This window comes from Burkholderia ubonensis, from assembly GCF_001718695.1.
In the GTDB taxonomy this organism is placed as follows: Bacteria; Pseudomonadota; Gammaproteobacteria; order Burkholderiales; family Burkholderiaceae; genus Burkholderia; species Burkholderia ubonensis_B.
Map to the genome: position 1 here is coordinate 400,107 of NZ_CP013421.1, position 15,530 is coordinate 415,636.

Genomic DNA, 15,530 nt, shown 5'->3' on the forward strand with positions numbered 1-15,530 from the left:
CGTTGAATATCTCGTCCAGCACGCAAGTCTACCTGCGGCAAAACATCCAGTTCGAACCGCTGATCAACGGCTGGTACGCGTGGTTTCACACGCTTCCGCCGTTGACCGCCGCGCTCAACGTGGCCGAGCGGTTCCTGCCGATCATGAAGTCCTACGCCGCATCCCCGATGATGCATGTGGCCGCATGCAACGACCCGGCGATGCGCGGCGGCCCGTTCATCGACCTGGGCGGCCAGCGCGTCGACGAAATCCGCGCGCTGATCGCGCAGACCACCGCGCGCGCCACGCTGCAACTGGAACTGGCGAAGGCTTACAAGGCGTTCTCCACGCTGCTGCTGGAACAGGCGAAGGGGATGGCCTCGGACCCGATCTACGCCGAGATTCCGGAGGTGCTGAAAGGCTATGTCGAGATCTATTACGACCTGAATCACAACCCGTCCTTCCGGGTCTTCGAGAGCCTGCTGTACGCCAGCCCGTTCTATGCGCGCGACGCGCAGAGCATCGCGCTGTCGGCGATCGACGAGAACACGCCCCGGCCGTTCATTCTCAGCACGCCCCGGCTCAAGGACGAGCGCACGCTGTTCCGCAACATGGCCTTCGACGAGCCCGCGCTCGACACGCTGTTCCGCATGCGCGACACGCCCGGCAGCTACGCGAAAATCGTCGACCTGATGCGCGTGGAGGAGAAGGACGAGCCGCTGTTCCGCTCGTTCTTCGTCGAGGAGGCGCCGGAGCCGAAACCGGATCGCTCGTTCGACGGCGACGATATCCGCATCCGCTATTTCGGTCACGCCTGCCTGCTGATCCAGAGCCGGGGCGTGAGCATCCTGCTCGATCCGCTGATCAGCTACGGCTACGACACCCGCCTGCCGCGCTATACCTTCGCCGACCTGCCGGACCAGATCGACTACGTGCTGCTCACGCACAGCCATCACGATCACATCGTCCTCGAAACGCTGCTGCAGCTTCGCCACAAGATCAAGACCGTGGTGGTGGGCCGGAATTTCGACGGTTTCCCGCAAGACCCGTCGCTGGAACTGGCGTTACGAAAGCTCGGCTTCGACGACGTGCTCGAAGTCCGGGATGCGCAGGAAATCAAGCTGCCCAACGGGGCCATCACCGCGATTCCGTTCCTCGGCGAGCACAACGACCTGGCGATCCAGAGCAAGCAGTCCTTCATGATCCGCTTCGGCAATCGTTCGGTGCTGAGCATCGCCGATTCGTGCAACCTGGACCCCGTCCTCTACGAGCACGTCTTCCGCCTCGCCGGCAAGCCGGACACCCTGTTCGTCGGGATGGAAACCGAGGGCGCGCCGCCGTCGTGGGTGTATGGCCCGCTGTTTCCCAAGGCGCTGCCGCGCGACATCGACCAGTCGCGCCGCGCGCGCGGCTGCAAGATCGACGAGGCCGCCGCGCTGGTGGATGGCTTCGCGTTCAACGCGGCGTATGTCTATGCGATGGGTCAGGAGCCGTGGCTGAACCACCTGCTCGACAACACCTTCGACGAAAACTCGCCGAGCCACATCCAGTCCACCCAGTTTGTCGCGCACTGCAAGGCCAAGGGCATCGCTTCCGAAGTGCTGTACGCGACGAAGGAGATCGTGCTTTGTCAGAACTGAATCTGAACACGCTCTCGACCAGCGGCCAATACCAGGAACATCTGGCGTTCTGGAACGACGCGCTCGGTCGCATCGACGAAGACTTCCGTCTTCAGCAGGCGTGGCAAGCGTATGCGCTGCCGCTCGGCCCCGTGCCGGTGCATGCGTTCGAGCTCGACGGCGACGCGGCGCGGGTGCTGGAGAAGCTCGCCGCCGGCAACGAGCTGGGCGCGTTCGTCGTGCTGCTGGCGGCCCTGTTCCGTGTCCTCGGGCGCTACGACGCCACGGCCGGGCTGTTCGTGGATTCGCCGCGCCTGATCGCCGAATCCGCGGCCGGCCCCGCCGGCCCCGTCCCGCTCATCGACGCCGCCCGGCCCGGCGCAACGGTTCGCGAGTACCTGAACCAGGTTCGCGACACGGTGCAGCGCAGCTACTCGTACCAGGACTTTCCGATTGCCGCCCTCGCGCACAAGCTGCATGGCGAAACCCGCGCGACCAACGTGGCCGTGCGCTTCGACGGGCTTCACGAAGCCTGGGCGTCGGCGGACTACGACCTGTCGATCGAGATCCGGCATCGCGCGCGCTACGAGATCGTGCTGACGGGCCGGCCGACGGTCTTCACGCTGCACTATCTGCAGCATGTCGCGCGGCACCTGCGCAACGTCGTGGCCGGCTTCGACGCGCTGGACGCGCCGCTCGACACGGTCTCGCTGCTCGACGACGAAGAACGCGCGCGCCTTCGCGCGCAAGCCGAGCCCGTTGCGGTGCAGGGCACCTTCCTGGAGCAGTTCGCGCAGCGGGCGGCGTCCGCGCCGGACAGCATCGCCATCGCGACCGCCGAAGCTTCGCTGACCTATGCCGAACTGGACGACCAGTCGTCCCGGCTCGCGAGCTTCCTGCTCGCGGAATACGCGATCGAACGCGGCGACGTCGTGGGCGTGGTGGCCGACCGTTCCGAGCGCTGGATCGTCGGCATGCTCGGCGCGCTCAAGGCCGGCGCGGTGTATCTGCCGCTCGACCCGGAGTTTCCGCAGGAGCGCCTGCGCTTCATGATCGAGGACGCGAAAGTCAAGGCGCTGCTGACGCACTCGGAGCACCTGCCGCTGCTCGCCGATTTCTGGGCGATCCCGATGTTCGCCCTCGACTTCCAGCTCGACACGCTGGAGCCCGCATCCGCGTCGGCGCAGGTCGAGGTCCGGCCGGACGACGCGGCGTACATCATCTACACGTCCGGCTCCACGGGCGCGCCGAAGGGCGTCGTGCTCGAGCACGCGGGCCTGCTGAACATGGCGCAGTACCATGTGGACGCGTTCGGCTTCGATGCCGACGACCGCTTCGTGCAGTTCTACTCCCCGGGCTTCGACGGCTCGATCATGGAGATTTTCGTCACGCTGCTCGCGGGCGCGCGCCTCGTGCTGGCGAAAACATCGGTGATCCGGGACGCGCCGCGTTTCGTCGAATACATCGCGCAGCAGGGCGTCACCACCATCAACGCGACGCCGGCCTATCTCGCCGCGCTCGACTGGGATGCGCTCGGCGACGTGAAACGGGTGATCAGCGCGGGCGACAACGCCCGCGTGGCGGATCTCTGCAAGCTGGCCCGGACACGCTCGTGCCATAACTCCTATGGCCCCACCGAGGCGACCGTCTGCATCACCGACTACGTGGTCGACGCCGCAACCGCCTACGGCGCCCGTCTGCCGGTCGGCCGCCCGATCCGCAATGCGCACCTGTACCTGCTCGACGAGCACGGAGTCCTGGCGCCGGAGGGCTGCACGGGCGAGATCTGCGTGTCCGGCATCGCACTCGCTCGCGGTTACGTCGGCCGCGACGACCTGACCGCCGCCGCTTTCGTCGCCCACCCGTTCGAGCCGGGCGAGCGCCTCTACCGCACCGGCGACCTCGGCGTCTGGCTGCCGGACGGCAATCTGGAAATCACCGGGCGCCGCGACACGCAGGTGAAGATTCGCGGCTATCGGATCGAGACGGGGGAAATCGAAGCGGCGCTCCGGCAGCACGCCGGCGTCGCCGACGCGCTCGTGTTCGTGCGCGAAGATGCGTCGAAGCACAAGCATCTGGTGGCCTGTGTGGAGACGGCGACGGCCAGCGTCGCCAGCCTGCGCGAACACCTGCAGGCACGCCTGCCCGAGTTCATGGTGCCGGCGTCGATCGTGACGCTCGAACGCATGCCGCTGACGCCCAACGGCAAGCCCGACCGCAAGGCGCTCGCCGCGCTGGAACTGGCGCCGGCCCCGAGCGAAACCGTGTACAGTGCGCCGACCAACGATGTCGAGGCGCGCCTCGGCAAGATCTGGTGCGAGGTGCTGGGCCGCGAGCAGATCGGCATTCGCGACAACTTCTTCGAACTGGGCGGCGACTCGATCCTGCTCATCCAGGTGATGTCGCTCGCGCAGCAAGTCGGCCTCAAGTTCACCGCCGACCAGTTCTTCGCCCATCCGACCATCGCCGAGCTCGCCCGGGTTGCCGTGGATGCGCCGTCGATGACGATCCCGCAGGAGCCGGTGGTCGGACCCGCCCCGCTGACGCCGATCCAGCATTGGTTCTTCGCGCAAGACGTCGCGGACCCGCACCACTACAACCAGTCGACGATGATCGAGGTGCCCGCGTCGCTGCGGCCGGACGTGATCGAGCAGGCGCTGTCGGCCGTCGCGACGCATCACGACGCGCTGCGGCTGAGCTTCGAGCGCGTGGCCGGCGCATGGCAGCAATCGCACGCGGCGCCGCCGCTGGCGATTCCGCTCGGCGTCACGTCGCTGGCCGGCGAGGCGCCCGCCGGCGGCCAAGCCGCGATGCTCGCGACCGCCACCCGCATGCAGGAGAGCTTCGCGTTGTCCGAGGCGCCGCTGCTGCGCGCCCACCTGTTCCAGTTCGGTCCGGACGCGCCGCAGCGCCTGCTCGTGGTCGCGCATCATCTGGTGATCGACGGCGTCTCGTGGCGCATCCTGTTCGAAGACCTGTACACCGCGTGCCGCCAGCTCGAAGCGGGCGAAGCGGTGCGGCTGCCGGCCCGAACGACCGCATGGCGCGACTGGGCGAACCGTCTGGCCGAACTCGGCGCGGCCAGGCTCGACGGCCTGGACTATTGGCTCCAGGGCAACGCCGAAGCGCAGGCGTGCTTCGACGACATGCCGGTCGGCACCGTCGCCGAAGCCGGGTCGACGGTCGTCGAGTTCGACGCGCAGCAGACGCAAGCGCTGCTGCAGGACGTGCCGCGCGCGTTCAATACGCAGATCAACGAAGTCCTGCTGACGGCCTTGCTGCTCGCGTTCGGCGACTGGACCGGCAACGCGTCGCTGGCCGTCGATCTCGAAGGCCATGGCCGCGAGGACATCTTCGACGGCGTCGATACGTCACGCACCATCGGCTGGTTCACGTCGCACTATCCGGTGTTCCTGAACGCCGGCGACGCGGCCGTGGCGGCCGACGCGCTGCGCAACGTCAAGGAGCAGTTGCGCGCGGTGCCGATGCGCGGGCTCGGCTACGGCATCGCACGCTACCTCGGCAAGGACGCCCGCATCGCGGCGGCGCTGGAACGGCAGCCGCCGGCGCCGGTGCGCTTCAACTATCTCGGCCAGATCGACCGCGTGCTGGCCGACGACACCGGCTGGAAGCCGGTGCTCGACTTCCAGAGCCCCGAGCACAGTCCGCGCGCGCGTCGCGGCCATCTCTTCGAGATCGACGGGGTGGTGTTCGACGGACGCCTGCGCCTCACCTGGCACTACAACCGCGAAGGCTGCGCACCGGGCGTCATCGAGCGGCTGACGCAGTGCTACCGCAGCCGTCTGCTGTCGATCGTCGCGGCCAGCGGCGACGGCCAGCCGGGGCTGAGCCCGTCGGACTTTCCGGCTGCGCGCATCAGCCAGGAAGCGCTGGACGCCCTCGTCTCAAGGATCAAATCGTGACATCCGCCACCATTGCCGATATCTACGAGCTCTCCCCGATGCAGGAGGCGATGCTCTTTCATGCCGTGCACTCGCCCGGCGCGAGAAGCAGCTTCAACCAGCTCAGTTGCCGGATCGCCGGCAGCCTCGATCCCGCGCTGTTTCATGCCGCATGGCAGCAGCTCGTCGATCGGCATCCGGTGATGCGCACGTCGTTCCATTGGGAGGAGTTCGACAAGCCGATGCAGGTCGTGCACGCGCACGCCACGCTGCCGTGGGTGCAGGACGACTGGCGCGACCTGCCGGAAGACCAGCAGCGCGCGCGGTGGAGCGCGCATCTCGAAAGCGATCTGGCCGAGGGCTTCGCGCTCGATCGCGCGCCTCTCGTGCGCTGCCGCCTGGTGCGCGTCGCCGAGGACGCGTACCTGTTCAGCTGGAGCCACCATCACATCCTTGCCGATGGCTGGTGCCTGTCGCTCGTGATCGAGGAAATCTTCCAGGTCTACGGCGCGCTCACGCGCGGCCTGCCGCCGGCGCTCCCGCCGGTGCGCCCCTATCGCGACTACATCCAGTGGCTGCAACAGCACGAACCGCAAGCCGCGCAGCAATACTGGACGCGTTATCTCGAAGGCTTCCGCACGCCGACCCCGCTGCCCACGGCGGCGCGCGCGCAAAAGCGGGCGAGCGCTTCGGCGAGGGCCTCGCGCAAGTCCAGGCCGACCTGTCGGCCGACCTCAGCGCGCGCCTGCGGCAATTCGCGGCCCGGCATCACGTCACCCTCAACACCCTCGCGCAAGCGGCCTGGGCGCTCGTGCTGTCGCGCTACAGCGGGGAAACCGACGTGGTGTTCGGCGCCGTCGTCTCCGGACGGGGCGCCGGCCTGCCCGGGATCGAAACCATGCTCGGCCTGTTCATCAATACGGTTCCGGTGCGGGTGCGGGTCGACCCGAGGCAGCCGCTCGCGCCCTGGCTGAAGATGATCCAGGCGCGCGTGGCCGCACGCGCGCCGTTCGAGCACACCCCGTTGCCCGACATCCAGCGCTGCAGCGAAGTCCCGCTGACGACGCCGCTGTTCGAAAGCAACATCACGTTCATGAATTACCCGCTGGACGAGTCGCTGACGCATGGCGCGCACGGCCTGGCGGTCGACGAGGTGCAGCTCTACAACCGCGCCGACATCCCGCTCGAATTCGTCGTGACGGCGCGCGACGACTGGAAGATGGAACTGTCGTTCGACCCGCGGCGCTTCGATGAAGACGCGATGCAGCGGATGCTGGGCCACGTGGCCGCGACGCTCGACGCGTTCACGGCCGATCCGAACCAGCTGCTCGGACGCGTGCCGATTCTCCCCGAGGCCGAGCGTCGTCAGTTGCTGGACACCTTCAACGACACCGCCGTGCCGTTCGACGCCGAGCTCACCGTCGTGCATCGCCTGGAGCAGGCCGCCGCGGACCACCCCGAACGGCCGGCGGTCGAGTACCGGGATGTCGTCCTGAGCGCGGGCGAGCTGAATGCCCGCGCGAACCGCACCGCCCACCGCCTGCTGGCCGCCGTCGAGCTGAAGCCGGACGCGCTGGTCGCGATCTGCATGCACCGGTCTGAGCGCCTGATGGAAGCGATCTACGCCGTCTGGAAGTGCGGCGCCGCCTATATCCCGATCGATCCCAACTTTCCGGCGGCCCGCATCCGCACCATTCTCGAGGATTCCGGCGCCGACCTCGTCATGACCTGCGACGGCCTCCTGCCCCCCGAGCTGGCCGCGCTCGCACCGGTCGTGTCGCTCGACGCCGCCACCGATGTCGTCGACGACACCAACCCCGGCCGCCCCGTGTCGCCCGACAGCCTCGCGTACGTGATCTACACGTCCGGCTCCACCGGCAAGCCCAAGGGGGCGATGGTCGAGCACGCCGGCATGCTGAATCACATGCTCGCCGAGATCGACGAGTTTTCGATCTCGGCGTCGTCGGTGATCGCGCAAACCGCACCGCATTGCTTCGATATTTCGGTCTGGCAATTTTTCGCGGCGCCGCTCGTCGGCGGCAAGACCGTGATCGTCGACGACGAACGGATTCGCGATCCCGCGTGTTTCCTCGAGTACCTGGAATCCGCCCAAATCAGCATCCTCGAACTGGTGCCGTCCTATCTGTCCGCGCTGCTCGACCGCGCGTCGGAACGGCCGGCGCTGATGCGGCACCTGCGGCACCTGCTCGTCACCGGCGAGATGGTCAGCCCGACCCTGGTGAAGCAGTGGTTCGACGTGTTCCCGGACATCGCGGTGGTGAACGCGTATGGCCCGGCGGAAGCGTCCGACGATGTCGCGCAGCACCGCATGGCGCACGCGCCGAACACGCCCTACGTGCCGGTCGGCAAGCCGATCCGCAACGTGCGCATCTATGTCGTCGACCCGCAGATGAACCTGTGCCCGATCGGGATTCCCGGCGAGCTTTGCGTGTCCGGCGTCGCGGTCGGCCGCGGCTATCTCAACAACGAGGCCGGCACGCGGGAAGCCTTCGTCGAGGACCCGTTCCATCCGACCCGCGGCGTCCGCATGTACCGCACCCGCGACATCGGCTGCTATCTCCCCGACGGGACGCTCGTGCTTCACGGTCGCAAGGACCACCAGTTGAAGATTCGCGGCTACCGCATCGAGCTCGGGGAGATCGACAACGCGCTGGCCGCCATTCCGGAAATCCGCCAGGCGGCCGCGCTCGATTATCGCGACGAGGCCGGCCGCGCCGCCCTGTGCGCGTATGTCGCGTTCCGCGACGGCGCGTCGCTGAGCGACGCCGAGATCGCCGCCGCGTTGTCCGCCACGCTGCCCGCCTACATGGTGCCGGGCATCTACGTGGTGCTCGACGCGCTGCCGTTGAGCGGCAACGGCAAGATCGACCGCAAGGCCTTGCCGCCGCTGGACCGGTCGCGGCTGTCGGCCGCGGCTCAGGCGCCCGCGCTGCCGCGCACGCCCACCGAGACGCTGCTGTGCCGCATCTGGGGCGAAGCGCTGGGCATTCCGTCGCCCGGCATCCACGACAATATTTTCGCGCTGGGCGGCGATTCGATTCTCAGCATGCGGATCGTGGCGCTGGCCGCCAAGGCGGGCCTGAAGATCACCACCCGGCTCATCTTCCAGCATCCGACGGTCGCCGAGCTCGCCGCCGTGGCCACTCGCGGCGAAGCCCAGGCGGCGGAGTTCGTCGCGTCGTCCGGCCCGCTGCCGCTGACGCCGATCCAGAAGCGCTTCTTTTCGCAGCGCAAGGACGATCAGGATCAGTACAACCAGGCGGTGCTGCTCGAGGTTCCGCCGGACCTCGATCCGGTCGCGCTGCGCCAGGCGCTCCGGCACGCGGCGAAATGGCATGACGCGCTTCGGCTGCGCTTTCGCGCGGGCGCGTCCGGCTGGATTCAGGAAGTCGTCGACGATCCGGAGATCCCCGTCGGCGTGCTCGACATCCGCGCCGATCAGCTCGCGCAGCATGTCGCGCAATCTCATGCGAGCCTGAATCTGTCGGACGGCCCCGTCTTGCGCGCGGACCTGTTCCGCGTCGACGAAGGAAGCTCGCTGCGTCTGCTGCTGGTCGCCCATCACCTGGTGATCGACGGCGTGTCATGGGGCGCGCTGCTCGAAACCGTGTACGACGCCTATACCCGCCTGCGCAGCGGCAAAGCCCCCGAATTCGCGGGCAGCGGCGCGTCGTGGACCGCATGGACCCGGGCCCTGTCGAACTGGGCCGGCTCCGGCGCCGCCGACGCCGATCTCGCATATTGGCAGGCCCTCGCTCGTTCGACGCCTCCCGATCTGCCGATCGATCGCGCCGCATCGGCCGACGCCAATACCGTGTCGTCCGCCGAAACGATCGTGGTCGAGCTGGGCGAATCCGCGACCGCGGCCTTGCTGGCCGCCGCGCCGCGCGCCTACGACGCCCAGATCAATGACTTGCTGCTGGCCGCGCTCGCGCGCGTGGTCAGCGACTGGAGCGGATGCGCCGACGTCCTGCTGGATCTCGAAGCGCACGGGCGCGAGGAACACGTCGCGGACCTCGACGTCTCGCGCACGGTGGGCTGGTTTACGTCCCTCTTCCCGGTCCTGCTGAAGGTCGATGCGGGCCCGCACGATCCGGCGCGCCTCGTTGCATCGGTCAAGGCGCAGCTGCGCGCCGTGCCGGCCGCGGGCATCAGCTACGGTCTGCTGCAAGACCGGCTCGACGGCCCCGCTCCGCAGCCCCGGCTGCTGTTCAACTACCTGGGTCAAATCGACCAGGTGCTGACCGCCGCACGCGACTGGAAGCAGGCCGTTGAGCCGAGCGGAGACGGCCGCAATGCGAACCAGCAGCGCGAGCATCTGCTCGACATCAACGCGTACGTGACCGGCAACCGTCTGCACGTTGCGTGGGAGTTCAGCCGGGCCTGCCACGAAACGGACAGCATCCGGCGCGTCGCGCAGGCCTATATCGCGGCGCTCGAATCCCTCGTCGTCGATCATGTCGATCATGTCGAGCAGTCCGCTTCGGGTCTGCCGCAAGCGCTGGCCTCGATCATCCCGGACGAGATCGACGCCGTCTACGCGCTGACGCCGACCCAGCAGGGGATGCTGTTCCACGGCCTGTACGAACCGGCGTCGGATGCGTATTTCAGCAGCCTCGATTTCCGCATCGACGGCGCACTCGACGTCGAACGGTTCCGCCGCGCGTGGGATGCGGTGATGCACCGGCACGACATCCTGCGAACCTCGTTTCACTGGGAAGAACTCGAAAGCCCCGTGCAGGTCGTGCATCGCCGTATCGACCTGCCCTGGCATGACGAGGATCTGAGCGCGGCTTCCGCCGAGGACGCGGAACGGCGTTGGGACGCCTGCCTGACGCAAGACCGGGCGCGCGGCTTCGACTTTACCCGCGCGCCGCTGATGCGCGTGGGGCTGTTCCGCGTGGGCCCGCAGGCATGGCGCTTCTATTGGAGCCATCACCACATCCTGCTCGACGGGTGGAGTTCCGCCCGGCTGCTGAGCGAAGTGGCCGCCGCCTATCAGGCCCTGCCGGCCGACGCCGCAGCGCAGCGGCCCGCGCCGCCGGCCTTCCGCGATTACGTGCGCTGGCTGGAGCGCCAGGACGCCGGGGCCGCGGAGCGCTTCTGGAAGACGAAGCTCGAGGATTTCCCGACGACGACGCCGCTCGTGCTCGGACGCCCCGAACTCGACGGAACGGCCGCGCCGGGCGCCTATCTGGAAGAGCAGCTTCTGCTGTCCGAGCACGACACGCAGCGGCTCGTCGCGTTCGCGCAAGCCAGCCGCATCACGCTCAACACGCTCGCCCAGGGCGCGTGGGCGCAGTTGCTGGGTCGCTATAGCGGCGAAGCGGATGTCGTGTTCGGCACGATCGTTTCCGGCCGCCCGGCGTCGCTGCCGGAATCGGACGAGATGGTCGGGCTGTTCATCAACACGCTGCCGGTGCGGGTCCGCATCGACAAGCGCCCGACGGCCGCGTGGCTGGCGCAATTGCAGATGGATCTCGCGCAGCAGGAGGACTACGCGCACTATCCGCTCGCCGATATCCAGAAATTCGCCGGCCTGCCGCCCGGCGTGCCGCTCTTCGAAAGCCTGCTCATCTTCCAGAACTATCCGGTCGAGGAAGCGCTGGCCGATGCGCTTCCCGGTCTGCGCATCGGCGCATTCCACGTGTCCGATCCGAACAATTACCCGCTGACGCTGGTCGTGACGCCGGGCAAGCGCCTGTCGTTGCAGGTGCTGTACGACGATGGCCGCTTCGACCGCGAAACGGTCGTCCGCCTGCTGCGCCACGTCGAAACCCTGCTCGTCGGTCTGGCCTCCGACGAGGATCGCCCGAACGGCGGCGTTCCGCTCCTCACCACGGCCGAGCGGGACGAGATCCTGCTGGACTGGAACGATACCTTCGCGCCGGTCCCGTCAGACCGCACGCTGCCCGAGCTGATCGAGGCCGCCGCCGCCGCGCACCCCGAGCGCATCGCGGTCCGCTGCGGCACGGTGGTGCGCACCTATCGGGACCTCGTCGAAGGCGCCGACCGGATCGCCCGGCATCTGCTGCAGGCCGCGCCGATTCAGCCGGACGACCGGATCGCCGTATGGATGCCGCGCTCGCACCTGATGCTGGAAACGATCCTGGCGATCTGGAAGTGCGGCGCGGCGTACGTCCCCGTCGATCCGGCCTATCCGGCCCGGCGGGTCGAGGCGATCCTGACGCTGGCGCGCCCTTCGATCATCGTCGGCGCCGACCGTCGGCCGCCGGTCGCGCTCGCGTCGGTGCCGCTCGTCGACCCCGCGCATGCCGCGCACCGCGACGGCGACGGCGACGCGCCGCCGCGCACGCCGCGCGCCGGCCCGCGGACCTCGCCTACGTGATCTTCACGTCGGGCTCGACCGGCCAGCCCAAGGGCGCGATGGTCGAGCATCGCGGCATGCTCAACCACGTGCTCGCGATGGCGCGCAGGGTCGGGCTCGGCGCGCACAGCGCGGTCGCCCAGACCGCTTCGCACTGCTCCGATATTTCGGTCTGGCAATGCTTCGCGGCGCTGGTGTCGGGCGGCACGACGGTGATTTATCCCGATGCCGTGATCCTCGAGCCCGCGCTGCTGATCGACAGCCTGCACCGCGACCGCATCACGGCGATGCAATTCGTCCCGTCCTATCTGGCGACCTTTCTCGTCGAGCTGGAACGGCACGCGTCGCCGGCGTTCCCGCACCTCGACACGCTGCTGACCATCGGCGAAACCCTGCAGCCGGCCTCCGTGCGCACCTGGTTCCGCCTTAATCCGGCGGTCCGGCTCATCAACGCCTACGGGCCGACCGAAGCTTCGGACTCCGTCGCGCATTACAGCATGGCGTGCGCGCCGGACCTGCCCGCGATTCCGATCGGCAAACCCATCGAGAACCTGCGCCTCTACGTCGTGGACGCCGACATGAATCTCTGCCCGATCGGCGTCAAGGGCGAGATCTGCATCGGGGGGGCCGGCGTCGGGCGCGGCTACCTGTTCGACGAAACGCGCACCCGCGCGGTGTTCCGCGACGATCCGTTCAATCCGGAACCGGGTGCGCGCCTTTATCACACCGGCGATATCGGCTGCTTCGGGCCCGACGGCAACCTTCACTTCTTCGGACGCCGCGACTTCCAGGTCAAGGTTCGCGGCTATCGCATCGAGCTGGGCGAAATCGAAGCCGCGCTGACCGATCTCGAAGGCATCTCCAACGCCGTCGTGGTCGCCCGCGACGCTGCGGATTCCGAAACTACCCTGTGCGCCTACGCGTCGGGAACCGGCTGGACGCCCGCGCGCGTGCGCCAGGCACTGCGCGACAAACTGCCGGCCCATATGGTGCCCGACACCGTGATGCTGCTGCCGGCGCTTCCCGTCACGCCGAACGGCAAGATCAACCGCGCCGCGCTGCCGCTCCCGGATGCCGCGTCCGCGCCCGACGGCGTGCCGGCCGAACCGCGCACGCCTACCGAAGCGGCGCTGCTGCGCATCTTCGCCGAGGTGCTCGGCCGCCAGCCGAACGGTGTCGACGACAACTTCTTCGAGCACGGCGGCCAGAGCCTCAAGGCGATCCAGATGGTCAGCCGGATCCGGCGCGAACTGAAGCTGAACGTCGCGGTCGCCGATGTTTTCCATGCGCCGACGCCGCGCGAGCTGGCGAAGATGCTGGTTTCCACCGCCACCGCCGGCGCGGAGGAAATCATTCCGGCGCTCCCTGCGCAATCGTCGTACGCGGTGTCTCGCGCGCAGAAGCGGATCTGGCTCGCGAGCCGCAGCGCGGACCCGTCCACGTACAACATGGCGGGTGCGCTGCAACTGGACGGCGCCGTCGATACGGCGCGTCTCGTCCATGCGTTCGACGCGCTGGTCGATCGCCACGAAAGCCTGCGCACCGTGTTTGCGATGATCGAAGGCGAGCTGCGGCAACGCATCCTCAGCCGCGAAGCGTCCGGATTCCGGGTCGAGCAGACGGAGCTCGCGGAAGATGCCGGGCCGCAAGCGATCGATGCGCTGATCCGCGCGGAAAGCGAGCAGCCCTTCGATCTCGCGTCTGGGCCGCTGTTTCGCGTCAAGCTGGTCCGGCTCTCGCCGCACAAGCATCTGCTGTTGCTGAACATGCACCACGTGATATCGGATGCGTGGTCGATCCGCGTGCTGACCGACGATCTGCATGCGCTTTACGCGGGACGCGACCTGCCGCCGCTTGCCATCCAGTACCGCGACTACGCCGCGTGGCACAACGCCTGCCTGGACGATTCTCGCGCCGCCGCGCATCGTGCGTACTGGCTCGAGCAACTGGCGCCGCCGCTGCCCCGCCTGCAACTGGCGCCGGACTACCCGCGCCCCGAGCGGCTGAGCCACGCCGGGCAGACGCTCGACGTGGAACTGCCGGACCTGCACGCGGCGGAACTCGCGAAGCTGGCCCGCGCGCACCATACGTCGCTCTACGCGGTGATCCTGTCGTCGTTCTGCGTGCTGCTGCACCGCTATACGGGGCGTGAGGACATCGTCATCGGCAGCGTGTCGGCCGGGCGCGACAGCGAGCAGCTCGAATCGCAGATCGGCGTGTTCCTCAACACCGTCGTGCTCCGTGTCCCGCTGCGGAAATCCGCGACCGTCGAGGAGGTGATCGACGCCGTGGCGAAAACCTCCGCGCAAGCCCTGGAGCACGCGTCCTATCCGTTCGACCTGTTGCTCGAAGATCTCAAGATCCGCACCCCGGCGAATCATTTCCCGATCTTCGACATTCAAGCGAACTACGTTTCGGCGCCGGCGCCGCAGCCCGGCCTTCGCATCACGGACCTTTCGCAGGCGGACACCACGGCCAAGTTCGACCTGTCCTTCCAGATCGTCGAAAGCGAAGGCAGGCACCGCATCCAGTTCATCTACAACACCCGCCTGTTCCGCCCCGCGACCATCGCCGCGATGCGCGATCGGCTGCTCGAGATACTCGACGTCTTCGTGCGTGATCCGGGCACGCCGGTCGATCGCATCGCGCTCTCGGGCAGTGCGCCCGCCGCCGGCCCGAAGGTCCGGGTCGGCCTTCGCCTGAAGACCGCACCCGAACCCACCGCCGACGACGCCGTGGAGGAGAACACGTGAACAACACGTCTCAAGGAGTTTTTCCTGTGCAAGGCAATAACGTCCTGGTCACCGACCATCGCTATGCGCAAACCGCGAGCTTCTGGCGCGAACGTCTTTCGCTGGTCACCGGCGTCTACCGCATCGCATCGCACGCCCCCGGCCCGCAGCCGGGCGGCCTGCTTTCCCGCACGGTGCCGCTCACGCCCGCGTCGCTCGACCTGCTGCATCGCATCAGCGACGACGAGCTCGCCGAGTTCGCGGTCACGGCCGCCGGCATCGCGTTCCTGCTTTGGAAGTATTTCCGGGTCCCGGTCACGGTGCTCGGCACGCCGGGGCTTGCCGGGCATCCGCCGGCCCGTGCGGCCGCCATTCCGCTGATCATCGACGTGCGTCCCGACGAGCGCATCGAGGACTACCTGTCGCGCGTGGCCGGAATCGTGGAAGACAGCTACGCCGAGCACCAATTCCCGCTGGAAACGCTCGTGCGCAACGAGAAGGACATGGATCTCGCGCAGCTCACGAAGGTCAGGCTGGTGGACGATCGGGTGCACCACGCACTGACCAGCCGGGACGACGACTTGCAGTTGCACCTGAGTCTCGCGCGCGGCGAAATCGAGATCCGCTACTCAGGCGCCATCGAACCTTTCCTCATCGACGGCTTCGCAAGCAGCCTCGGCGCGGTCCTGCAGGAATTCGAACACCTCGACAAGACGGTCGGCGACATCGAATCGATCCCGGCGGAACAGCGGCGGATGCTGGCCGCCTTCAACGAAACCGCGGCGGCCGGCCCCAGCCACCCGACGGTCGTCGGGATGTTCGAAGCCCAGGTCGCCCGCACGCCCGACGCGCCGGCCCTGGTCACCGACAGCTCGCTGATGACCTACGCCGACCTGAACGCGCGAGCCAACGGCCTCGCGCATCAGCTGGTCAACCACTAACCACTACG

The 15,530-nt window shown here is 68.0% G+C and carries 5 protein-coding genes and 1 pseudogene; all 6 read left to right on the forward strand.

Going from position 1 to position 15,530, the window contains the following annotated elements:
- Positions 1 to 2: 2 nt before the first annotated feature.
- The 6 genes and pseudogenes from WJ35_RS16770 (at position 3) to WJ35_RS32210 (ending at position 15,522) form a co-directional block, all read left to right on the forward strand.
- Positions 3 to 1,619: an MBL fold metallo-hydrolase gene (locus WJ35_RS16770; RefSeq protein ID WP_060234598.1), complete on the forward strand. Its 1,617-nt coding sequence runs from the start codon at positions 3 to 5 to the stop codon at positions 1,617 to 1,619.
- Positions 1,607 to 5,521 carry a non-ribosomal peptide synthetase gene (locus WJ35_RS16775; RefSeq protein WP_069239541.1) on the forward strand — a complete coding sequence of 1,305 codons (3,915 nt, stop codon included), beginning with the start codon at positions 1,607 to 1,609 and terminating at the stop codon, positions 5,519 to 5,521. The genes WJ35_RS16770 and WJ35_RS16775 overlap by 13 nt, the downstream gene beginning before the upstream one ends.
- A 50-nt stretch (positions 5,522 to 5,571) precedes the next feature.
- Positions 5,572 to 6,135, forward strand: a pseudogene (locus tag WJ35_RS32490) (condensation domain-containing protein); the annotation flags it as partial.
- A complete protein-coding gene (locus WJ35_RS32495) occupies positions 6,072 to 11,870 on the forward strand; it encodes a non-ribosomal peptide synthetase (RefSeq protein ID WP_250637553.1) in 5,799 nt (1,932 codons plus the stop codon). The pseudogene WJ35_RS32490 and the gene WJ35_RS32495, both read left to right, overlap by 64 nt.
- Positions 11,867 to 14,602 (forward strand): condensation domain-containing protein, encoded by a 2,736-nt coding sequence (locus tag WJ35_RS32205; protein WP_230459722.1) that lies wholly within the window; start codon positions 11,867 to 11,869, stop codon positions 14,600 to 14,602. Before WJ35_RS32495 ends, WJ35_RS32205 begins: the two co-directional genes overlap by 4 nt.
- Positions 14,599 to 15,522 carry a hypothetical protein gene (locus WJ35_RS32210; protein ID WP_230459710.1) on the forward strand — a complete coding sequence of 308 codons (924 nt, stop codon included), beginning with the start codon at positions 14,599 to 14,601 and terminating at the stop codon, positions 15,520 to 15,522. Before WJ35_RS32205 ends, WJ35_RS32210 begins: the two co-directional genes overlap by 4 nt.
- Positions 15,523 to 15,530 lie beyond the last annotated feature (8 nt).